The organism is Parashewanella sp. 2210YD4-3, assembly GCF_056591735.1.
On the sequence record NZ_JBWQOG010000001.1, the window covers coordinates 193,742 to 217,908 of the forward strand.

At 40.5% G+C, this 24,167-nt stretch carries 18 protein-coding genes; 4 read left to right on the forward strand and 14 right to left on the reverse strand.

Annotated features, from left to right (window positions below):
• Positions 1–212: 212 nt before the first annotated feature.
• From AC1EU0_RS00870 to AC1EU0_RS00920, 11 genes are all read right to left on the reverse strand, one after another.
• The gene (locus AC1EU0_RS00870; RefSeq protein WP_480299994.1) at positions 213–2,147 is read right to left on the reverse strand and encodes a hypothetical protein; all 1,935 of its coding nucleotides are present in this window, start codon (positions 2,145–2,147) and stop codon (positions 213–215) included.
• A gap of 281 nt (positions 2,148–2,428) precedes the next feature.
• The gene (gene purL, locus AC1EU0_RS00875; protein ID WP_480300498.1) at positions 2,429–6,310 is read right to left on the reverse strand and encodes a phosphoribosylformylglycinamidine synthase; all 3,882 of its coding nucleotides are present in this window, start codon (positions 6,308–6,310) and stop codon (positions 2,429–2,431) included.
• A gap of 579 nt (positions 6,311–6,889) precedes the next feature.
• Entirely contained in the window at positions 6,890–7,831 is a 942-nt protein-coding gene (locus tag AC1EU0_RS00880; RefSeq protein WP_480299995.1) for a hypothetical protein, read from the reverse strand.
• 49 nt (positions 7,832–7,880) lie between these two features.
• A complete protein-coding gene (gene tadA / locus AC1EU0_RS00885) occupies positions 7,881–8,411 on the reverse strand; it encodes a tRNA adenosine(34) deaminase TadA (protein WP_480299996.1) in 531 nt (176 codons plus the stop codon).
• Between the two features lie 53 nt (positions 8,412–8,464).
• On the reverse strand, positions 8,465–10,039 hold the full coding sequence (locus AC1EU0_RS00890) for a hypothetical protein (protein WP_480299997.1): 1,575 nt from the start codon (positions 10,037–10,039) through the stop codon (positions 8,465–8,467).
• Positions 10,040–10,179: 140 nt separating this feature from the next.
• Positions 10,180–11,757 carry a glutamine-hydrolyzing GMP synthase gene (gene guaA, locus AC1EU0_RS00895; RefSeq protein WP_480299998.1) on the reverse strand — a complete coding sequence of 526 codons (1,578 nt, stop codon included), beginning with the start codon at positions 11,755–11,757 and terminating at the stop codon, positions 10,180–10,182.
• A 148-nt stretch (positions 11,758–11,905) separates the two neighbouring features.
• Positions 11,906–13,372: an IMP dehydrogenase gene (gene guaB, locus AC1EU0_RS00900; RefSeq protein ID WP_480299999.1), complete on the reverse strand. Its 1,467-nt coding sequence runs from the start codon at positions 13,370–13,372 to the stop codon at positions 11,906–11,908.
• A 159-nt stretch (positions 13,373–13,531) separates the two neighbouring features.
• Positions 13,532–14,005 carry a hypothetical protein gene (locus tag AC1EU0_RS00905; RefSeq protein ID WP_480300000.1) on the reverse strand — a complete coding sequence of 158 codons (474 nt, stop codon included), beginning with the start codon at positions 14,003–14,005 and terminating at the stop codon, positions 13,532–13,534.
• A gap of 62 nt (positions 14,006–14,067) precedes the next feature.
• On the reverse strand, positions 14,068–14,535 hold the full coding sequence (locus AC1EU0_RS00910; RefSeq protein ID WP_480300001.1) for a hypothetical protein: 468 nt from the start codon (positions 14,533–14,535) through the stop codon (positions 14,068–14,070).
• Between the two features lie 22 nt (positions 14,536–14,557).
• Entirely contained in the window at positions 14,558–15,025 is a 468-nt protein-coding gene (locus AC1EU0_RS00915) for a hypothetical protein (RefSeq protein WP_480300002.1), read from the reverse strand.
• Between the two features lie 9 nt (positions 15,026–15,034).
• Positions 15,035–15,559, reverse strand: coding sequence for a hypothetical protein (locus AC1EU0_RS00920; RefSeq protein WP_480300003.1), 525 nt, complete (start codon positions 15,557–15,559; stop codon positions 15,035–15,037).
• A 265-nt stretch (positions 15,560–15,824) separates the two neighbouring features.
• Here AC1EU0_RS00920 and asnB point away from each other — a divergent pair, with 265 nt between their 5' ends.
• The 3 genes from asnB (at position 15,825) to AC1EU0_RS00935 (ending at position 20,340) form a co-directional block, all read left to right on the forward strand.
• A complete protein-coding gene (gene asnB, locus AC1EU0_RS00925) occupies positions 15,825–17,498 on the forward strand; it encodes an asparagine synthase B (protein ID WP_480300004.1) in 1,674 nt (557 codons plus the stop codon).
• Positions 17,499–17,658: 160 nt separating this feature from the next.
• On the forward strand, positions 17,659–19,005 hold the full coding sequence (xseA, locus tag AC1EU0_RS00930) for an exodeoxyribonuclease VII large subunit (protein WP_480300005.1): 1,347 nt from the start codon (positions 17,659–17,661) through the stop codon (positions 19,003–19,005).
• A gap of 144 nt (positions 19,006–19,149) precedes the next feature.
• Complete coding sequence (locus AC1EU0_RS00935; protein WP_480300006.1) at positions 19,150–20,340, forward strand: hypothetical protein; 1,191 nt, start codon at positions 19,150–19,152, stop codon at positions 20,338–20,340.
• A gap of 57 nt (positions 20,341–20,397) precedes the next feature.
• Here the strand turns inward: AC1EU0_RS00935 and pncB are convergent, their stop codons facing one another.
• The 3 genes from pncB to AC1EU0_RS00950 all read right to left on the reverse strand — a co-directional run bounded on the left by pncB (position 20,398) and on the right by AC1EU0_RS00950 (position 22,726).
• A complete protein-coding gene (gene pncB / locus AC1EU0_RS00940; RefSeq protein ID WP_480300007.1) occupies positions 20,398–21,558 on the reverse strand; it encodes a nicotinate phosphoribosyltransferase in 1,161 nt (386 codons plus the stop codon).
• Positions 21,555–22,220 carry an isochorismatase family protein gene (locus AC1EU0_RS00945; protein WP_480300008.1) on the reverse strand — a complete coding sequence of 222 codons (666 nt, stop codon included), beginning with the start codon at positions 22,218–22,220 and terminating at the stop codon, positions 21,555–21,557. The genes pncB and AC1EU0_RS00945 overlap by 4 nt, the downstream gene beginning before the upstream one ends.
• 143 nt (positions 22,221–22,363) lie before the next feature.
• The gene (locus AC1EU0_RS00950) at positions 22,364–22,726 is read right to left on the reverse strand and encodes a diacylglycerol kinase (protein ID WP_480300009.1); all 363 of its coding nucleotides are present in this window, start codon (positions 22,724–22,726) and stop codon (positions 22,364–22,366) included.
• Between the two features lie 225 nt (positions 22,727–22,951).
• On the opposite strand from AC1EU0_RS00950, the gene AC1EU0_RS00955 reads away from it, so the two are divergent.
• On the forward strand, positions 22,952–24,166 hold the full coding sequence (locus AC1EU0_RS00955) for a hypothetical protein (protein ID WP_480300010.1): 1,215 nt from the start codon (positions 22,952–22,954) through the stop codon (positions 24,164–24,166).
• Position 24,167: the final 1 nt, after the last annotated feature.

Here is a 24,167-nt window from a genome sequence, read left to right on the forward strand (position 1 = left end):
TTCAACATAGGCATCTATGGAGTAAAATCAACTTTACTCCATCTATAATATTATACCATTCACATCAATTAACTGTGGTTAAAGGGGAGCCTTAGCAAAGTAAATGCAAGGCGCAATGACGAATCATAGCCATAGCTATGGTGAGGAGTTGCAACGATGTAGTTGCAAAGCTAAGGCTTCATCTAAAACATAGTTAATTGGTACGAATGGTATTACTTATTCAGTGCTTTTTTCATTTCATTAAAAGCTTTTTGATTTACGGCAAATCTTTCACCCAAAAAATTAACACCTTTAGACAAAAACTGACCAGTTCGATCATATAAACCTACTTTAGAAATGGTTAATGTTTCTGGCAAACCTGGTATTTGTCTTCTGTAAAAGTTGGGAATATTTATGATTGCGGTATCAACGCCTCTCACTTCTTTCCTTTCCCAAAAAGCGGTGCCATAAGTTGGAAAGGTGGCATTACTCTTGCCTTGTTTAAATGTTAAAAAGCTGCGATTATCTCTCTCTTCTGCATCAATAATTATATTGTTAATGTCACCCGTAATAATGTTGAATCGAACCGTGTTAAATCCTTTGCTGTTTTTTCCTTGAAGATAAGCAACAAGATGAGTATTTGTAAATGAAGCCCCTAAACTTTCACTCAAATTTCCTAAATAAAGAATATCCGGAATTCCATTGGGAGCAGCTTGAAATATAAAACCAGACTTGGTGTTTTCTTGAAAAGATGTGCTTATATTTTTTGCTCCAAGGGTTCTATCATGTACGCGTAAAATATCAACATAATTACAAAGTCCAGAGATAGTGTCATCTTCGAGAGGTTTGCAATTGGTTTCTTCTGCAAAAACCACCTGATCTTTAAGCAATTCAATCGTTAAATCATACCCATAAATACCATTGCCTGAAGGAAATCGCCCATTATGCCCATCTTTAGGAGCAAGCGCATTTGTCCAAGCACCGTATTCGTGAAATGAGTAGGTGGCTGCAGACATTGACGTATTTTGTAAATCCAATAATCGACCTGAAACTCCTATCTCGAATTCAACCCAGCCATTGTTGCTCACACTTACTTTGGTGTTCGATGGAGTGTCAATACTCAACGTAGATATCAGGCGATTTACTTGCTCTGAGTCCACAAGGCCAAATCGCTTAAACAGTTGTTCAAAATAAACTTCTGTTGTTTCATTTTCGGCTCCTACGTTGATAACTAAGCTTTTGGCTACTTCAGGAACTTCGAATAGAATTTTATAAGAAGAATAAGCTAACACTGAAGAAGAGTTTTGAAATGAAATCAGTTTTTCATCGGTTATGTCTGAAAACAAATAGGATTTAATATCAAAGTCAGTTTTGCTCTTGTTTCGTATATCCATAATTGCCGAAACATCTATTTTTGAGGGAGTGTAACTACTCGGGCTTGCACTATTTACCTTTTGATATACCAGCTGTTCGCCTGTCATTAATTCAGGTTCAATTCGTATATTGGAAGTATATTGTTCTAACCGATTGTGCAAGTCGTGGATCGCTAAATGGTGTTTTCTCGAAGCTGGAAGTGTTTGTAGCTCTCTCGTAGATTCGACTTCTGACATTCCAGACTCATATTCATCAGGATAATCTTCGGCGATACTTTGGTAAGCTTGTGCCTCAACAATTGAAATCGGCGTTGAATTTTTGTTGTTTTTCTCTGCAAGGTAATCATTGCAAGGCGGTAAATCGGTAAGAATTTGACTTAAGAAACCCTCTTCAGCTTTTTGTGTTGTTAAGCCCAGATACGACTTATGCTCAACCATTGTTGTGATTGGGCTGATGACTCCACAGTCTTTATGAGCCAATAATTTATACTCATGATTAATCGGCTTCTGACTGTTCGCCAGTATTGAGTTCATGGTTACTTCGGCAAGCAAACGACAGCTAGAGTCTAAAGAGCTGGTAAAAACAAAACCTTGAGAGTCTGAGATTGCAGCAGGTTCGGATGAGTCACATTGTGCATTATTGTTGCAGTCTGAGCAGACATTCGCATTTTGGATATAATCATTATGAGCCAGTACCCGCAGCATTGTGACTTCTGAAGCATTATCACTTTTATCGTTACAACCAGCCAGAAGAATCATGCCAAAAACTACCAAGCCAAACGTTTTAAAGTCCATTTTCTTAATCCTACTTCTATATTGTTAACCGTACTAATTAACTAAGTTACATAGGGAACATTAGCTTCGCTCTTCATTGCAGTTTCTCGCCATAGTTACAGCTATAATTTGTCACTGCGTTTGAAACTAGCCTTGCTAATATCTTCTAAAATAAATAGTTAATCAGTGTGATTGATAAATTAAATCTAAAGTAAGAATAGTTGACGCTAAGAGAATTGATTGGAAAACATTGATAATAAAAAGGCACCATGATGGTGCCTTTGAGAGGAAATAAATGGCTTTTAACCTAACTTCACTCGCGCATTTCTAAACATGCGCATCCAAGGGCTATCTTCGCCCCACTCGTCAGGGTGCCACGAGTTAGCTACCGTTCTGAACACACGTTCAGGGTGCGGCATCATAATGGTTACTCGACCGTCTGTTGTGGTTAAACCAGTAATACCATTTGCTGAACCATTCGGATTTTGCGGATACTGAGTCGCCACTTGCCCATGACCATTCACATAGCGAAGCGCAACAGTTCCTGTCGCTTCAGCGCTTGCAAGCGCTGAAGCATTAGCAAATTCAGCTAAACCTTCACCGTGAGATACCGCAATCGGCATTCTTGAGCCTTTCATTCCTTCAAAGAATAACGATGGACTTTCTTGCACTTCAACCAAGCTGAAACGCGCTTCAAAACGTTCAGATTGATTACGTACAAAGTGTGGCCAATGTTCACTACCCGGAATGATTTCTTTCAGGTTAGATAACATCTGACAACCGTTACATACGCCCAATGCGAAACTGCTTTCACGGTCAAAGAAAGCGCTGAATTCATCACGAGCACGACTGTTGAATAAGATAGACTTAGCCCAACCTTCACCTGCACCTAATACATCACCGTAAGAGAAACCACCACAAGCTACAAGACCTTGGAACTCTTCTAAGCTAATACGACCAGAGAGAATGTCTGACATATGAACATCACGACTTTCAAAACCAGCACGGTCAAATGCGGCAGCCATTTCAATGTGCGAGTTCACCCCTTGCTCACGCAAAATCGCCATTTTAGGAGCATTGCCTTTAAGAATGTAAGGCGCAGCGATGTCTTCTTTTGTATCAAAGCTTAGATCTACGGTTAACCCCGGTTCATCGGCTTGAAGTTTTAAATCAAACTCTTGCTTCGCACATTCTGGGTTATCACGTAAAGCTTGCATGCGGTAAGTGGTTTCTGACCACAATTGACGCAGAGTAATTCGGCTTTCTGAGTAAACCTCAGTGCCATCTACATTGATAGCAATTTGCTCATCCTGCGACAATTCACCAATCACATGACAACCAACGCCACCAGCATTGTATTGTGCAGTAATCACTGCGGCTTTATCCGCTGGCACTTGAATCACCGCACCCAATTCTTCATTAAACAGACGCTCAATATGAGTCCCTGTTATTGCAGATAAATCAATATTTAAACCAGTGTTACCCGCAAACGCCATTTCAACTAATGTAGTAAACACACCACCGTCACTGCGATCGTGGTAGGCAATCACCGACTTATCAGCCACTAATTGCTGAGTAGTTTCAAAGAAATGACGAAGTAATTTAGGGTTAGACAAATCTGGTGCTTTATCGCCTAATTCACTGTACACCTGAGCTAAACACGAACCACCTAAACGATTATTACCTTCACTTAAATCGATAAGCAGTAACCTAGTATCGCCTTTATCAGTGCGTAGTTCTGGCGTTACGGTATTGCGAATATCACGTACCACACCAAAGGCTGTAATGACCAGTGACATTGGTGAGGTAACGGCTTTGTCTTCACTCCCTTCTTGCCATGCCGTTTTCATCGACATAGAATCTTTACCAACAGGAATGGTTAGCTCAAGCTCAGGACACAGCTCCTCACCTACCGCTTTTACCGCTTCATAAAGACCAGCGTCTTCACCTGGGTGCCCTGCTGCTGACATCCAGTTAGCCGATAGCTTGATTCTCTTCATCGAACCAATATCAGCACCAGCAATATTCATAATGGACTCAGCCACAGCCATACGAGCTGATGCGCCAAAATCTAACAATGCTAATGGTGTACGCTCACCCATCGACATAGCTTCACCAGTGTAGCTATCAAAGCTCGACGCAGTAACAGCACAGTCAGCAACAGGCACCTGCCAAGGGCCTACCATTTGGTCACGGTTTACAAGACCTGTTACGGTTCTGTCACCAATGGTGATAAGGAAAGTTTTATCAGCAACCGTTGGCAATGAAAGTACACGTTTTACAGCATCAGCAACATTAATCTTGCTTTGATCTAATGCAGGGCTTTGTGCCAACTTAGATACCACATCACGGCTCATTTTCGGTGCTTTACCTAAAAGAACGTCTAGGGGTAGATCAATTGGCTGGTTATCAAAATGAGGATCGTCTAATACTAGATCTTGCTTAACCGTTGCTTCACCCACTACAGCAAACGGCGCACGTTCGCGCTCACAGATTTTAGTGAAAATTTCTAAATTTTCAGGTGCTACTGACATCACATAACGTTCTTGTGATTCGTTACACCAGATCTCAAGTGGGCTCATGCCACGCTCATCTGATAACACTTCACGTAAGTTAAAGCGTCCACCGCGACCACCATCACTCACTAGCTCAGGCAACGCATTGGATAGTCCACCAGCTCCAACATCATGGATAAATTGAATTGGGTTATCGTCACCCATTTGCCAGCAGCGGTCGATAACTTCTTGGCAACGACGTTCCATTTCGGGGTTTTCACGCTGAACAGAGGCAAAATCTAAATCTTCTGATGACTGACCCGATGCCATTGACGATGCGGCGCCACCACCAAGACCGATATTCATCGCAGGACCACCAAGAACGATAAGCTTAGCCCCTTCGGTGATTTCGCCTTTTTGCACGTGATCTTCACGAATGTTGCCTAGGCCACCAGCCAACATAATTGGTTTGTGATAACCGCGGACTTCTTCACCGTTATGGCTTGAGACTTGTTGCTCGTAGGTTCTGAAATAACCTAATAGCGCAGGACGGCCGAATTCATTGTTGAATGCAGCACCGCCTAATGGGCCTTCAGTCATGATGTCTAAAGCGCTAACGATGCGACTCGGCTTACCGTAATCCCCTTCCCAAGGTTGAACAAAGTTAGGGATTTTAAGGTTAGATACACTAAAGCCCGTTAAGCCCGCTTTTGGCTTAGAGCCGCGACCGGTTGCGCCTTCATCACGGATTTCACCACCAGAACCAGTTGCAGCACCCGGATATGGGCTGATTGCTGTAGGGTGATTGTGGGTTTCCACTTTCATCAATACATGCATTGGTTCAGTATGATAATTATAAGTGCCGTCTTGAGCAGGGAAGAAACGACCTGCAACAGAACCTTCCATTACTGCGGCATTATCTTTGTACGCTGACAGAACATGTTCAGGTGTCGTTTCAAAGGTATTTTTGATCATTTTGAACAATGATTTGGGCTGTTTTTCGCCATCAATTGTCCAATCTGCATTAAAGATTTTATGACGGCAATGCTCAGAGTTCGCTTGAGCAAACATCATTAGCTCAATGTCATTTGGATTACGACCGAGCTGAGAAAAGTTCTCAACCAAGTAATCAATTTCATCTTCCGCCAGAGCTAAGCCCATAGATACATTAGCTTGCTCTAAAGCGACACGCCCTTCTTCTAAGATATTTACGCTAGTAAATGGCTTAGGCTCGGTTTGTACAAACAAAACATTGGCTGATTCAATATCAGCAAAAACCGCCTCAACCATTCGATCATGCAGTAAGCCAGCTAAAACCGTTTGTTGATCTGTAGTTAATACATCACTTTCAACGTAATAAGCCACACCACGCTCTAAGCGGTTTATTTTGCTTAAATCACAGTTATGAGCAATATCGGTAGCTTTAGAGGACCAAGGTGACATGGTGCCGGGGCGAGGAGTAACAAAGAATAATTGGCCTTGTGGCTGATGAACTTCTAACTTCGGACCATAAGTAAGCAGTTTTTGTAATTGTTGTTGCTCTGTGGTTTCGAGAGGAGTGCTGATATCAGCGAGGTGGATAAATTCGGCATATATACTTTGCACCGGAAGGGATTGGCTGCGACATGCTTGCAGCAATTTTTGCACATTGAAATCCGATAGTGCAGGGGCTCCGCGGATGATCTCCATCACGTCTGTTCACCTTATGTCTATGTTGGGGTACAGGGTGTAGTGAGTTGTTAATTTTTTCGGTTAATATTAAGCCGATAAAATCAGCAAACACACCTTATTTTTTGCGCGCCATTATAGAGAATTTAGTCAATTAATTCACCTTATCTGATGCCATATCAAAGGCTTTAAGGCCGATTTCTAAGGCTTATTTTCAAAAAACAGTTTTCTTAATGTGGATAATAAGTTGTTACTTGTTTGATCCAGACTTGAAAAAAGCATCTTTGAATCTTATTTCTGTAACATTAGCTACCTAGATTACGCTATAGTCCATATCGAAGATAAAGGAGTAAATCATGAGAAGAAAAATTGTTAATACTGCGAATAGAAGACGTATGCACTTAAAACAACGACATATGCGTGTGATTAAGCGCCAAAAATTATTTTTTAATTTTCTTATACCCGAGGATTAACCTTCCTTGATGTAAGCCTATCATTTGAAAATTAAGACTTTTAGCGATAGAAAAGAGTATCTAGGTTTCAGCTTTCAATTTAATTGAAGAGCCATAGCCTATTCCTACAAAACAACCCCAATATTAATTATTTTTCTTTGGTTTGAGCAATTAGACTTTGCCGGATAGAACCATCAAGAAAAACTAATGACGCTTCTTCCAAAATATGTTTTACGATGCATAATTGACCAAGCAATTGCTTCTGTGATTCTAAAACAGGAGGTACACCTTTAAATTCTTTTTTTATAAGGCTATCTGCCTTGAGATTATTACAATTGACTAAGGTATATGCACTGCATTGTTTATTTATTCCATAAGCAGATACAATCTTCATCAATTCACAAATATTACCAGAACAAAACACGGTAAGTTTTATCGTTTTTTTTGTTTCATTGAGCTTTTCTAGTAAAAAATACAGTGCCGCTATTTTTTTCTGAGTGATGGTTCTTTCTTTTAGTTCTTGAGCACATTCAAAAGTTTCTTCGCTAGAATATGACTCTGATAGCTCGCTCATTCTTTCTACAGTTATGAAATCATCAATATTTTCACTTTCAACTGAATCATTTCTTAAATCTATGACGACATGCGCTGAAATACCAACTTCTTTAAAGCGTCCTACTATATCTACCGACTCAGCAGAGCTTAAAGAGTCTAATGAATGCACTTTATGTAAAAGCGGACTCATTGATTTCGCTAAGGCAAGACATTCAGGGCTTGTAACAACGTTGAGAATTTGATGGTGTTCACCAGCATCGGCTACGCTGAAAGCTTGAGACCTTTTACGAGTTAAGGGATTGTTTATGCCATCAACTGTTGCAGACCTTTCTATTGGTTTCGAGGAATGAGGAGCAAGCGGTAACTTATCTTTAATGTCGTGAAAGTTAACTTGTGAGGAATTAAATGATGCTCTACGACAGCCACCTATCAACCAACTATGACTAGCTACCTGCCATCTAGTTAACTCTATAGCCTCGGTAGGGCTTGAGCTGTATGGGACAGAGCACAAAGGGCGCTCTACAAGTGCTGTCATATTTTTTAGCTATCCATCAAAGCGAATACTCTATATTTTAACAGTAGGCTCACTTTTTATGATTAACATCAAATGAGCAATTATTAATACAGTGTCCTTTAAGTTTTTGCGCCTTTTTCTCTTTCCTGCGCCGCTTAAAAAATTGGCTGAGTTGTTGACTGCATTCTTCTGCCAATACACCAGAACATAGTTCAACAACATGGTTAGCCGATGGATGATGAAGCACATTACTTACAGTTCCAGCAGCACCTGTTTTTTCATCCTTGGCGCCATACACAACTCGCCCAACTCTACCATGAATAATCGCGCCTGCACACATGCTGCAAGGCTCGAGGGTTACATATAAAGTGGTATCAATAAGGCGATAGTTTTCAAGTATTCGTCCCGCTTCTCGTAAACAACGGATCTCGGCATGACCACAAGGATCATGAGCGGCAATACTCAAGTTATAGGCCGATGCAACTTCTTCATCATTCAGCACTAATACAGCACCAACAGGTACTTCGCCTTTAGCTTCAGCTTCACTCGCAAGCTCCATGGCTCGCTGCATCCATTTTTCGTCTTGTTGTTGCCTAGCCACTACTGTTTACTCGTTTCGATTAAGTGCATTTTGATATATTTTATAATGACACTTTACTGTTCAGGAAGTGTTTCTAACCATTCAATTAACTCTTTGTTTAATGGCGTGAGTAAGTCACCCACTTTTTTGTAAAGTGGAGCCCTCACCAAGTCCATTTTTGGATTGCCGAATTGAGACACCTTACATACTTTAACGTAGGCTCTTGTCAATTCAGGATATAACGGCATCTTCCTTTCCAAAAGCCAATAATCAATGTATTGGCTTTTGGCATATTTGTACGCCCTGCAAGATTGGCAGGCGACCAAATACGCATTCATACAGTACTCATCAGGCTTTTCCCCTAGACGAGACTCAATGCTTTTAAAAAAAGCAATGACGGGACGAATATCGCCACGAGAAGCAAATGCCAACAGCAAGTAAGCGCAGCTATCTTGATCTGGTACTAATTGAAAATCACTACGCAACCTTCTTGTGACTAACTCATTAGCTCGATCAGAATCACCGGCTTTGATTAATACAAGCAAATAGCTTCTGATCACCGACATCGAGCAAGCATTGTTCAGTTCGCGTTTACAATCCGTATAGACCATGTGCCACGCTTTATTTGAATTTAAAGGATTAATACAACACAAAAGAAATAAGGAGGCGATATTACTATCTAACTCTATATTGTGTTCCGGCATGGTTGTATAAACCATTTGATAAGCATAATCGAATGACTCAGAAGATTTGCAAGAAAGGCATAATTCTAAAAAGGCAATGACGACTATACCTCGTATTGCACTATCATCCGAATGTGTCTGATTCAAATAAACAATTGCGGTTTGTAATGCTTTATCAATATCTGTTTCTTCTGAGAAAACATCTTTTTTTACTTTGTTGTACCAATTCTGATGTTTAATACTTGATGTAATTAGATTGACTTCATTTGTCACCAACCCGTCAACATCAACTTGAAATATGCCCCCCCTTTCTCTATTTTGAGAAATCCTCATATCATCCCGAATGATGGGGATCACTGTTTTTCTCCCAAGGTTTGGCTTTCTTTGTTTAAAATCGCCATCAGCATGTACATGCCCCATTCTTGGTACTCTTTTATTTGATAGATCTCTTCCGCCCCTACGAGCCGAGGCTATCCCCCACTGCTGTTGATGTGTATTGGTGACTTTTGGTTGACCGTTTTTTGGAAAATAAGTGTGGCTTTGTAACGACATCTCAGAGCTTGCTTCAGAATGCTGCAATGGAAAATCTTTATCTACGGTTGAAGTTGTTCGAGTCCCTTGCACCAGAACAGAATTAGCCTTTGTTGATGTTTCATACTCTTTATCCCAATTCTCAGGTTCACTCTTTTCTCGTCCTTGATCAGTGTAGCTAGTCGTATGCCAAGTAACCTCATGCAATCGTCTAAGTCTCTGATCCTGTTTTTTATCATTTAACCAAAAAGTCGTTGATACAAATGATTTTTCAGGGGAGTTATGTAACTCTGTCCGAGATACCAGCGCTGTCACTGACCATTTACCAGCCCCTTCCGCTTGGTATGATGGGCGTTGATATGGTTCATCACCGACTAACTGATGGACATACCTTTGAGTAATTTCATTTGAGATGTCAGCTGCCTTTGATGTCATAACCACCTGTATACTATAAGAAAATAAGGTGGTAATTTTTTATGATCTTGACAAAAAAAGAAACTTAAACAGCATATTCATTAAGCTTACGTTAATAAAAAAGCAGCCATTTAAGGGCTGCTTTTTTAGTGTAAAATAAATTATTCCCATTCAATCGTCGCTGGCGGTTTACCTGAAATATCGTAAACCACACGTGAAATACCATCGATTTCATTAATGATTCGATTTGATACTCGACCTAAGAAATCGTAAGGTAAATGCGCCCAATGTGCTGTCATAAAGTCGATAGTTTCAACTGCACGCAGCGATACAACCCAATCATATTTTCGACCGTCACCCATTACGCCAACAGAACGTACCGGCAAGAATACAGTAAAGGCCTGACTGACTTTGTTGTATAAATCAGCCGCATGAAGTTCTTCAATAAAAATGGCATCAGCACGACGTAATAGATCGCAGTATTCTTTTTTGATTTCACCAAGAACACGTACACCAAGACCTGGGCCAGGGAACGGATGACGATAAAGCATGTTGTATGGCAAGCCTAGCTCAAGACCAATCTTACGGACTTCGTCTTTAAACAGTTCACGTAATGGCTCAACTAAACCAAGTTCCATATCATCTGGTAATCCACCTACGTTATGGTGAGACTTAATCACATGTGCTTTACCTGTTTTACTGCCAGCCGATTCAATCACATCAGGATAAATCGTACCTTGAGCCAACCATTTCGCATTTACACATTTCTTTGATTCTTCATCGAAGATCTCAACAAATACGTGACCAATGATTTTACGTTTAGCTTCAGGATCAGCTTCACCTTTTAAGGCTTCAAGGAAACGGTTTTCAGCTTCAACATGAACAATGTTCAAGCCGAAGTGATCGCCAAACATTTCCATCACTTGTTGAGCTTCGTTTAAACGCAGTAAACCGTTGTCCACGAATACACAAGTCAGCTTGTCACCGATAGCACGATGAAGCAGCATAGCCACAACCGATGAATCTACACCACCTGAGAGACCCAGAATAACTTCATCATCACCCACTTGTTCTTTGATACGAGCAATGGCATCTTCGATGATATTTGCAGGCTTCCAGTTGGCTTCACACTGACAAATCTCTAGTGCGAAGTTAGATAAAATCCGAAGACCTTGGCGAGTATGTGTCACTTCAGGGTGGAATTGAACACCGTAAAAGTGCTTGTCTTCATTCGACATAATCGCGAATGGGCAAGTGTCGGTTTGTGCAACCGCTTTAAAATCAGCAGGGATCTCAGAAACTTTATCACCATGACTCATCCATACATCAAGTAGTGGCTTGCCATGTTCAGATACAGCATCTTCAATGCCTTTGAAAAGCGCAGATTCTGAAATCATCTCAACTTGAGCGTAACCAAATTCACCTTCGCCAACACCTTGGATAACTTTACCACCCAGTTGCTCTGACATGGTTTGCATGCCATAGCAGATACCCAACACTGGCACGCCAGCATTAAATACATATTCAGGAGCACGAGGAGAGTTATCAGCGGTTACACTCTCAGGGCCACCCGCTAAAATTATACCGTTTGGAGCGAATTCACGGATATCTTGTTCAGATACATCCCACGCCCATAGTTCACAATAAACACCGATTTCACGGATACGACGGGCAATAAGCTGAGTATATTGAGAGCCGAAGTCTAAGATGAGGATCTTATGCTCATGGATATCGTTCATTTTTGACCTTTATTTTTAGAGTCATACCAACACAGAGGCATCTAGTATTAGTCACTAGACTCCTGCCTTCGCAGGAGTGACGAAAATTTTATAAATTCAGAATGTGATAATTTGCACAACTATTCAGTAATAGTTAGATGAAGCGAAATTAGACACCAGTACGGTAATTAGGTGCTTCTTTGGTCATGGTCACATCATGTACATGTGATTCACCCATGCCTGCTGAAGTCACTTTCACAAATTCAGCTTTGGTATTGAGCTCTTGAATTGTGGCACAGCCAGTCAATCCCATGCATGAACGTAAACCACCCATTTGTTGATGGATAATTTCTTTTAAATGACCTTTGTACGGCACTCGACCTTCAATGCCTTCAGGCACTAGCTTGTCAGCCGCATTATCGGTTTGGAAATAACGGTCTGATGAGCCTTGAGACATAGCCCCCAATGAGCCCATACCACGGTATGACTTATAAGTACGCCCTTGGAATAAAATGGTTTCACCCGGTGCTTCTTCAGTACCCGCAAACATAGATCCAGCCATGATGCACGATGCACCAGCGGCTAAGGCTTTTGCTAAGTCGCCAGAGAAACGAATACCGCCATCGGCAATCACTGGAATATCAAGATCTTTTAATGCTTCAGCCGCATCAGAAACAGCGGTAATTTGAGGCACACCCACACCAGTAACAATACGTGTTGTGCAAATAGAACCAGGACCAATACCCACTTTAACGGCATTCACACCAGCTTCAACTAAGGCTAAAGCACCTTCTGCCGTTGCTACGTTACCACCAACAATTTGTAAGTCAGGGTGTTTCGCGCGCGTTTCACGGATGCGTTGCAATACACCTTCCGAGTGACCGTGAGATGAATCAATCAATAATACGTCAACACCGGCTTTAACCAGAGCATCAACACGCTCTTCATTGCCAGCACCAGCACCAACAGCAGCACCGACACGTAATCGACCAAGCTCATCTTTACATGCGTGAGGTTTACGCTCAGCTTTTTCAAAATCTTTTACTGTGATCAAACCTTTCAGCTTAAAGTTATCATCGACCACTAAGACTTTTTCAATACGATTGCTGTGCATCAAGGCTTGTACGTCAACCAGAGCTGTACCTTCTTTTACGGTAACCAAGCGCTCTTTTGGGGTCATCACTTGCTCAACAGTGATGTTCCAATCTGTGATAAAGCGAACATCACGACCCGTGATGATCCCCACTAACTCATTAGAGTCATTGATAACAGGATAACCAGCAAAACCATTTCGGTGAGTTAATTCTTTCACTTCTTTTAGGCTTGTTGATGGCGAAACGGTAACAGGCTGTTGAATAATTCCCGCTTCATAAATTTTTACTTTTCGAACTTCTTCAGCTTGTTGCTCGATACTCATGTTTTTATGAATGAAACCTAAACCGCCTTCTTGAGCCATTGAAATCGCTAAGCGAGCTTCAGTAACGGTATCCATAGCAGCCGATACGATTGGCACATTAAGGTTGATGGTTTGGGTTAGGCGAGTTTTTAAATTAGCTGTGTTTGGGAGGACTGTAGAATGGGCAGGCACGAGTAATACATCGTCAAACGTGAGCGCTTCTTTTTTGAGTCTTAGCACGGCAACATCTCCCTTGGAGTGTAGGGTTAAAGGTGAAATATTGCGGACGGATTATACCCAGATGTAAAGGCAGGGTAAATGTATAATAATCAAAAATTCATTTTTGTTTTTAAAACGACAAAACAAGCGACCTCTGCCTCTTGTCATTAAAACGTCTATTCAAGAATTGAAATTATTCAGCCCACCTTCAATAGCCACAATGGCTTTTTTTACCCCTCTGATACTAAAAGTATAGTGGACATCGCTATGATCTAGAGTTATCGAGAAAGGCTTCTTTGTGTTAAGTAGCTTATCAAATATCGTTTGAATAAAGGGTAAGGGATACCCCGATACTTTCCACTGTTTGTTTTTACAAACACTCCCAATAAATCCGTCAGTTGAATCAATATTTAAATACAAAGGCATTTTAGAGCCTGTTTTACAGGGATTTTGAGCAGAAAACTGAATGAAACAATCTTGATGGTCTGCGCTACAAACTAAACTCAACGCACCTTTGGGGTTGCTCAAGGATGCTGAGCGCGCAATTATAGCATCAGTAGAAGTAATGACCTTCCAATCCCCATAGTGCTCATCAACACTATTTGCCATGGCTGGAAACATGACTATCAACATGCTTAAGAGTAAGCCTTTCACCTTCTTCCCCTTTTTATAAATGAAATAAAGCCGCTTAATCACAACATCTGAATTCATAAAATTTAAAAGCTAAAATTATTTTGTTGTCCCTCAAGGATATTGATGACTTTAGTCAAATTTACCGTACTGTAATTAGCAACTATTCCATAACCAAAATTGACGGCTAGAGAAGAAACTGTAGCCTTGAGTGAATCATAAACTTCTCCGTTATATAACTCCGAAGCATCAGCAATCCAAGTGTTACTTTTACATGTTGTCTTGATTTCAAAATAATTTTTATCAGCAAAAAGAGGAACCGAGTTTACGTCATAATCTTTGCACCCATGCGGATCAGTAAAAGAGATAATGCAGTTTTTATGGTCTAAACCACACTCCAATACAATAAAGCGCCCAGGCAGGTTCGTTGAATCAGAAAGCGCAGTGATTGATTGGTCTGAATAAGTAACGAACCATGAGCCATATGGCTGAACAGGGCTATTAGCCATTGCAGGCAACGCCATCATTGATAAACTCAATAAAACGACTTTCATCTTACCTCCTATAGTATTTTAATTAGTAATTAAAATTACTTTTCTGTCCTTCAAGAATATTCATTACTTGATTTAAACCTTTAACACTATAGTCAGCCACTATCCCATAACCGAATTCAACCTTCAGAGAAGATGTCGTGGTTTTGAGAGCGTTAAACACTTCGCCTTTGTATAACTTAGAGGCGTCAGCCGCCCATCCATTACCAACGCATGTCGTCGAGATACCGAAATAATGCTTGTCTGCAATAAGTGCTATTGTGTTTACTGCACCAGCATTACAGCCATATGGGTCGGTGACAGCTAGAGTGCAGTTTTTATGATCTAAACCACACTCAAGAACAATAAAGCGCCCCGGCTGATCATACGAGTCTGCAAGCGCTTTGTTTGATTGATCTGAATTAACAACGAGCCAATCACCATATTGCTGAACAGGGTTACTGGCTAATGCGGGAATAGCCACCAGCATTAGTCCTAATAGTGAATACTTCATAATGCCACCTCACTTTGAAGCTAACTGAGAAGATGTTGATGTATTAAAGTTATTCTGTTTCATGCCAGAGGGAAGCAGTTGCATTATCACCTGTGTGCCGCCCTTTAAGCTGAAATCCATTTTTCCTCTTGGCCTTTTCAGCCAAAAACGCACGTCTTGCTTAGGTTCACGAAATGCCTGCTCTACAGAGGTGAAAATAGATTGTACGACTTTGAAGTCTTTTGGATTATCAGTATCCCAATGGAATTGGTCTTGAACGCACTTCTGTTTTATTTTTATTTTTTGAGGAAAGCCATCAATATAAGTAAGGTTATAATTCACATCATTCTTACAACTCTTGCCCTTAACGTTAAGCCAAACCGCACATTCTTGTTTAACTTGGCTACAACCTAACTTTAATTGATTATTTGAGTTTAACTTGTCTGGTGTGGTGGCATAAATCCAATCATCTTGCACATTGGTATTCCAATCGTGATACGTTGATGCCATAGCTGATGTTGCAAATAACGCAGACACCAGAATCAAAGCCTTCATAATATGCCCTCTAAGTTACATTTCGGCTTCCTGAATACTATTCCTAAAGCGGCTTATCGTTAAATGATAAAAAAATAAAAACACAGATTTCTTCAGTTTTCATTCAACTTCTCTTCTTGGTGTTATGGCGAATCGCCCAGAAAATTAAACGCATATAAAACACTTACCCTTTGTTTAAATTACAATAATTATTCACTTTATCTTGGAATCTATCTCAGAGTATGCGAATTTAGGACAATGTATTACGAATAAGAGACAGGGAATTATGTGTTCGATTTTTGGCATTCTTAATATTTCTACTGATGCAGAAAAGTTAAGAGAAAAAGCAATAGAATTATCCAGTTTAATGAGACACAGAGGGCCAGACTGGTCTGGCGTCTGGTCAAATGATAATGCGGTTCTAGCTCACGAGCGTCTCGCTATTGTTGGTCTAGAAAACGGTGCTCAACCGTTGTTAAATCAAAATCGAACCAATATTTTGGCCGTAAATGGAGAAATTTATAACCACCAAACCTTACAGGAACAACTTACCCCAGATTACCCTTATCAAACTCGGTCTGATTGTGAAGTCATTTTGGCTTTATATGAACAAGAGGGTAATGGCTTTATTGACAAGCTTGAGGGGATGTTTGCGTTTTTACTTTACGATACAGAAACAAACAGCTTCTTAATCGCCCGTGATCATATTGGTATCATTCCACTGTATTACGGTTACGATGCAAAGGGGCAAATTTTTGTAGCCTCCGAAATGAAAGCACTCGTTCCTGCTTGCACTTCTATAAAAGAGTTTCCTCCAGGTCACTATTGGGATTCCACCGAAGGTGAAATAAAACCTTATTATCAAAGAGACTGGCAGCACTTCGACACAGTCAAAGACAATAGCGGCAACGCACAAGACATCCACGATGCATTAAGCCATTCAGTAAAAACACACATGATGTCAGATGTACCTTATGGTGTTTTGTTGTCAGGAGGCTTGGACTCTTCTGTCATTTCAGCAATTGCTCAAAAATACTCACAAAAACGTGTAGAAGATAACGACAACAGTAAAGCATGGTGGCCGCAATTACACTCATTTGCAGTCGGTTTAGAAGGCGCTCCCGATCTTAAAGCGGCACGCTTAGTAGCGGATCACATTGGCACCATACACCATGAAATGAATTACACGGTACAAGAAGGCATAGACGCTGTTCGTAAAGTGATATATCACCTTGAAACCTATGATGTAACAACCATTCGAGCCTCAACCCCAATGTATCTAATGGCAAGAAAAATCAAAGCTATGGGCATCAAAATGGTACTTTCTGGTGAAGGCGCAGATGAAATCTTTGGTGGTTATTTGTATTTCCACAAAGCACCTAATGCCAAAGAGTTCCATGAAGAAACAGTCAGAAAACTCAAACGTCTCCATATGTTTGATTGTGCCAGAGCCAATAAAGCTATGTCAGCTTGGGGGGTTGAAGCACGCGTGCCATTTTTAGACAAGACCTTCATGGACATCGCCATGTCCATAAACCCTGAACTGAAAATGTGCGGTAATGGCAAGGCTGAGAAGCACATTCTTCGTGAAGCCTTTGAAGGTTATTTACCAAACGAAGTGCTATGGCGCCAAAAAGAACAATTCTCAGATGGTGTAGGTTACAGCTGGATTGACTCGCTAGTGGCAACAGCCGAAAAATCAGTAAGCGATCAGATGATGGCCAGTGCCGAACATCGCTTTCCACACAATACACCTGATACTAAGGAAGCTTATTATTACCGAGCTATCTTCGAAGAATTATTCCCGCTAGAAACCGCCATCAAATGTGTTCCGGGCGGTAAATCTGTCGCCTGCTCAACACCTGAAGCTATTGCTTGGGATGAAGCCTTTGCAACAAATGCTGATCCTTCCGGCAGAGCTATGTTTGATGTGCATAATGATGGGTATCAAGAAAAATAGGTCATCGCTTCTCAAAGTGCGTTAATTGACGCACTTTGAGCTTAAGTTAGCTAACCTGCGTAGGTATTAATGAATTTTTTAAAGCAACAGCAGCAAAAAAGAAAACAGGAGTGAAGAAATTACTAAAAAAACGCAGTATGATTAATCACATATTCCATTAATGAACCTTGCTGTGTCTACAACCAAAACAATTTTTACGGTTTCGCGCTTAAATGGCGAAGTAAGACGAATTTTAGAAAAAAAAATAGGTGAAGTTTGGCTGAGTGCTGAGATATCGAATTTTTCAGCTCCAGGTTCGGGTCACTGGTATCTCACGCTAAAAGATCATTTCTCGCAAATTCGTTGTGCCATGTTTAAAGGCCGTAATAGAAACGTGAGCTTTCGCCCTGCGAATGGTCAGCAAGTGCTGGTAAAGGGCAACATCAGTGTCTACGAGCCTCGTGGTGATTATCAGCTCATCATTGAGTCTATGCAGCCCGCTGGTGATGGGTTGTTATCGCAACAGTTTGAAGCGCTAAAAATGCAATTAGCCGCAGATGGTTTATTTGCCGCTGATTGCAAACAAGCACTGCCCTCAAATATGCAGCGCATAGGAATCATCACTTCTCCAACAGGTGCCGCTATCCGTGATGTTTTGCACGTTTTAAACCGCCGAGACCCGTCATTAGAAGTCATTATTTATCCAGCTCAAGTTCAAGGAGAGCAAGCTCCATTGCAAATTCGTCATGCCATCGAAACAGCAAATGAGCGCCAAGAAGTAGATGTAATCTTACTTACGCGTGGTGGTGGTTCTTTAGAAGACTTATGGTGTTTTAATGACGAACTGCTGGCACACACTATTTTTAATTCAGAGTTACCTATTGTTAGCGCGGTTGGTCATGAAATAGATACCACCATAAGTGATTATGTTGCCGATGTGAGAGCACCAACGCCTTCAGCCGGAGCAGAGCTATTATCTAATGACAGTGAAAGTAAGCGACAATATTTGCATCAATTGAAGCAGCGCCTAAATCAAGCGGCTCGACAAACCCTAAACATTCACTCTAGACGACTAGAGCAATTGTCTCATCGATTACAACGCCAAGAACCAGAATATCAACTTCAGCAATGGCAACAGCGCTTTGATGAAATGCAGTTACGTTTAACGGCTTTAATGCAAAAACAACTGGATGCAACCAAGCTAAGACAGCATAATTTAGCGGCACGACTTCAACAGCAGTCGCCAGAGCACAAAATCAATATTGCGCAGGAAAAAATGAGCTATTTGAAGAATCAAATGTTAAATGCGATAGCTCAAAAGATGCAACAAGCTGAATCAAGGTTCCAACAAGCTAGCCATCAACTCGAAATGGTAAGCCCTTTAGCTACACTAACACGTGGTTATAGTATTACGACTAACGCAGACAAAGAGGTAATCTCAAACTCAGCCCAAGTAAAGTTAGGGGACAGCATCCAGACACAATTTAATGATGGTAACGTTATTTCCGTTGTATCTAAAATTTCTTAGTTAAAAGAATTACCTATTAAAAATAGTAGGTAATTCTGGCTAACTCATTTACATAACAAGTAATGATTAAACTTTGTTTATTTTATTGAAAGCTGTAGTCTCACCAATAGAATCATAGGCCAAATCTAATCTTGGGGATATCATATGGCTACAGCTAACTCTCTCCCCCCTATTCCAATTCGCTCTCGTTTTAACGATGACTGCTTATCTCCAAATGAAATTTGGGAAATCCAAAATGCCAAACAATTAACAGACCTCAATAAAAACTTTACTTCCATCTACCACCGTTTTATTAATTGGGTTTTGGGTAGAAAAAAAGCCGACCTTGCTATTGCCTATTTTCATCTAAGCCATGCACAAAACGGAATGGATACTCGCCCACATCTGGCTAAATTAAAAGATTGTGTTAAACCTAATGTGGTTATCGATTATGAAGTGATTCAAAAACGCGTTGCTGAGCACGATGGTAGAATAATCCGATATCATGTGGAAGCGAATATTGGTATTACTATCCCGAGCCGGCCAAATAGAACCTATCATTTATATCAATCTCCCTTTATATGGGCTCCTATTAGAGCTAACTCTACAGAAGCTATCCCTGAAGTAGGTGTTTCTGAGCAACATGTACAATTAGAGCGACCAAGAGCGGCCAATAGAGTGCCAACTGATGTCCCGCCCTCCTCAAACAGAAACCATGAGCAAAACCATATCAGCACAGTAGAATGGTCAAATTTCATGCTCAATCAACAAAATGCTCCAGGAAGTTCACTACGGTTATCAGACATTCAAGGAATGGACATAGAGCAACGTCAAAATAACCTTAATTTTTTCCATTTTATATTTCCGAGTACAGAAGTAAGTGAAGACTCACCAAGTGCCCCACTACTGACTAGAGAAATGGTAATTGAAATTCAATCAAATGATTCTATAAGACATAACATGGCTACAAACCTTGATAGAGCGCTTAATACTTGGGGCCTCGTTGATGTTCAAGGAAACTACCAAATAGCCGATGAAACAAAGTTTGATCGAACCCTCAACAGTCAAGGCTTGACCCAAAGTCAAAAAAACATGGAGCGACTATTGCGTTTTCTCGCTGCGATTAGAGTCGGAAACACCGCATCAGCTATCCATGAATGCCTTATGGCAAATTGTGAGAATACTAATCCAAGCGTAAAGGAAGCATGGACACAAGCGGTATCAGAAAACAAACCTTCTTGGTTCAGTGTAAAGACCAAAAAGAAAGCCGCTCCAGTAGCTTATTCACTTGAGCCTCCACAATTAGATGAGGATGCAGTAAAACCGAAACCCAAGAGGTGGTGGAAACCAAAGTAACGATGCAGCAGCAAAGCTAACGATTTTCTATGGCACAATTAATTGATACCAAGAATACTACATACCAAAAGCAGATTTCAGCACTTTCAGATACTCAATGTCTTTGCTCAAGGTTTTTCCTTGAGCATCTGATATCTTTGCTACAGGCTGACCATTACATTTCACTATTTTCAAAACCATATTTAATGCTTGTTGGCCTACATCATTGGTTAACCAAGTACCTATACCAAACTGGAGATTAACTTGGCCATAAAATCGCTGATAAATTGCCAGTGCCTTTTCAAAATTTAAACTATCACTGAACACAAAAGTCTTACTTATTGCATCAATACCTAAACTCTCAAAGTGGCTTAGGGCTATTTCTCCCCACCAAATTGGATCACCTGAGTCTTGTCTCAGGCCTTGAAAAGTCTCAGCTAGTTCAAAATCAAAATCTCTCAAAAAAGCTTTCATGCCAATCGTATCCGTCAAAGCAATACCAAGCTTATGAGGGTATTCTTGCAGCCAGATTTTTAATGCCAGTTTTTGACTATCAGCCAAGTCGCCAGCTAAAGCCTGATGAGCTTGCAACCATTCGTGCCCCATCGTGCCCGTTACAGGCAAGTTTAAGGACTTAGCCAACCACATATTGCTAGTGCCCGCTAAAACCTCTGGCATTTGATGCTGAATCGTCTGCAACAGCTCCTTATGCCAAACTTTACTATGGCGACGACGAGTTCCGAAATCACTAAAACTAAAACCTGAATTGGAGTGTTTTTTTAAATCAGCTAACTTGGCATTTAAACGACTTTGGCCTTGTTCAATGACATTTTTGCTTTGTGTATTCTTACCATATAATTCGCTGATGATAGCCAGTATATATATTTCAAATAAAGTGGTTTCTAACCACCCACCTTTTACGCTAATACTCAGTTGACCATCAGTAACTCCAACACTTACGGTCTCTGGCTGCAAACGAAATTGAGCAAGCCACTCTATATAATCAGGGGCGAATACACCTAATTGACTTAACCATGAAGCTTCATCTTCACTCAATTTCAAATTAGATAACGCATCAATTTGTAACCTTACATCATCGACCAACCATGATAAATCCACGTTTGAACGGCAATGAAATTTAGCTTCAATTTGCGTATTGGGATAATGATGAAATATCGCTTGCTGCATGGTGAATTTATAAAAATCAGTGTCCAGCAAGGAGGTGATTATCGGCTTCACGATTCAGTTACCATCGGGGCCAGTTGCTCACAGCCATCAATGAACCTGACGTTTTTGGTTTGCATGTGTTTGATCGCTTGTTCAATTGCGAAAGAGTCAAGTCCTTTCGCCGCCTTGAGATTGACCACAACGTCAAATCCAGCCTTTGACAACTGGAGGGCTGAAGTCATAACACAATGCTCTAACGCCAAACCACCGACTAAAATGGTCGTTATCCCTTTGGCAGATAAATACTCGATGATTCCCGTACTTAAAGATTCCGTAAGATCATGATAACAACATCCATAAGGATGAAGGTCTCGCTCAACGCCTTTCCAAACAAAGTAATCGTAGTCTTCAGGTTTTGGTAAACCCTCGATAAGCTCACTACCAAAGGTTCCAACAACTGCATGCCGAGGCCAATGAAAGTCTACGTTTTTAGCCGATACCGGTGTTAATATTGGGTTTTCTTCTGTTGCTTCCCATAGTGCACTTTTGGGATGAGCATCTTTTGAACCGACTCTTACAGCAGCAAAGCTAGCCTGAAGATTCAATTCATCAACAATCAAGTGACCATCAGGAACGGGTAATTCATCAGGGCAGAACGGGGTAAAACAATTCTGGGCATCGACATCTAAAGAGGCAATCTGTGACCGTTCGGGTAAATGCAGCGTATTTGTCATAATTCGTGTATGTTTATGTTAGCTAGGGCAATAATGAAAAGGTTTTGTTTGTGCGTCAAGAAAAGCCTTATTCTTGGTAAGTTTAAATTGAGTTACTTCAAAAATAGACTCACTGTATCAATTTTCGTTGCTTCAACTGTGCTTTAATAATTTTGAATAATCACATAACACCATGCAAGAAAACAAAGCAAAAGGCTGATTAAAACAGCCAATGAACCAAGATCTTTTGCCAAACCAGAAAGTTCATGGTGCTCAAGTCCAACTCGATCAACTACCGCTTCAATTGCGGTATTTATCACTTCTGCAAACATTACAAAAACGACACTAGAGATCAATAACAATTGTTCTGCAATTGAGTTGGAGATAATGAAGCTTACAGGGATAGAAATAAGTAACAACCATGCTTCTTGCTTGAATGCCATTTCATTCTTAAGAAGCCAAGCTAATGCTCGATTAGAGTTTTGAAAAGCAGAAATTAAGCGTTTAAATCCTCGTTGTTTTTCCATATAACTTCCCTAAAACAAAGCCTTGTCAAAGAAAGTAGATATTAGCATAACAATCTAAGAGTGAATATAAATTGGCCCTTATATGCCGTACAGCACAATATAAAATGCTTTCATAAAATGAAAAAAATAAATTACGGTACAAGTACTCATTAAACATTTTTTAATTGTTGATGTAATGAATAAAAGCTATAAGAACTTGTTCCAGCCCAAGATTATGAGGTTCTTATGGCTTCTGTTACTACCAGTCCAGCAATTCCGTTACGATCTTTTTGGGGAACAGCATCATTGAGTGCTGAGGATATAAAATTCATCGTCAACGCCAAAAAGTTATCAGAACTTAGTGATAACTATACATCCCTTAGTCATAGGCTCTTTAACTTTTTTTGCAGAAGAGATACAGCCAAAGCAGCCAAAAACCTATTCCTGATTAGTCACGCTGATTATGGAAGTAATGCCAGAGAAAATTTAGCTAAATTGAATAGCTGTTTAAAAAACGGGACCTCTGTTCAGTACAGTGCGCAGATTGATAAAACTTTCAATGAAAACAAAGAACTGGAACACACCAACATTATTGTTGGGTTTGAGCTAACCAAAGCTCCCTCAACGAATCAGGAAACTTCAGGAATAAAATTACCAATTAAGCGTCTTTACTGGCATTCTCGCCCTACTCCAGCTAAGACGCCTGTTAATCAGACAGCTAGGTCATCATCTAATGTAACAACACCTTTAGTGGGAGCAGTTACACAACCAAGAATACCAGACAGCACTAAAAGAAGTTGTGAACAAGAGCTGCAGATATCAAAAGCTTGGGTGGCGTTTATGCTAAGGGAGCAACCAGCCCCCGGTAGTGGATATGATTTATCTAAAATTCAAAGATTTGAAGCCAGACAGCTACAAAATCACGCTAATTTGCTTTTCCCGATCCCCACTCCGTGCTCTAGATTTCCCAAAGCCCCATTGCTTACTAGAGAAATGATTATCGAAATGAATCTAAGGCACGAAATGATCGATTCATTGAAACAGAATTTGGAACTTTTTCTCAAGCACTGCGGAATTAGCAGAGAAGCTGATACTAATAGATATATTGTTCATGAAAATTATTTCAGAGTATTCTCTCAGAGCGTTAATCGTGCAGAGAATACTCTTGCTCAAGAAAACCTTTTAAGAGTTCTGCACTTTCTAAATGAAGCGAATTATTATTCAACTGCTCAAAGTCTTTGTGAGTGCCTGATTGAAAATGGCACTCAAGTCAGTCAAGCTGTAAAAGATAAATGGAAAGCAGCTGTAGATAAAGAAAAATGCTCTTGGTTAAAAACCTATCATATTACACAACCGGTAGCTCAAGCAGGGAAGCAGGAAAACCCCACCTCCCCAAAACGCCAAAAGACTGAAAAAAATAAAACCTTTTTATTCAGCCCTAAGTTAAAGCTTAAACTGTGAG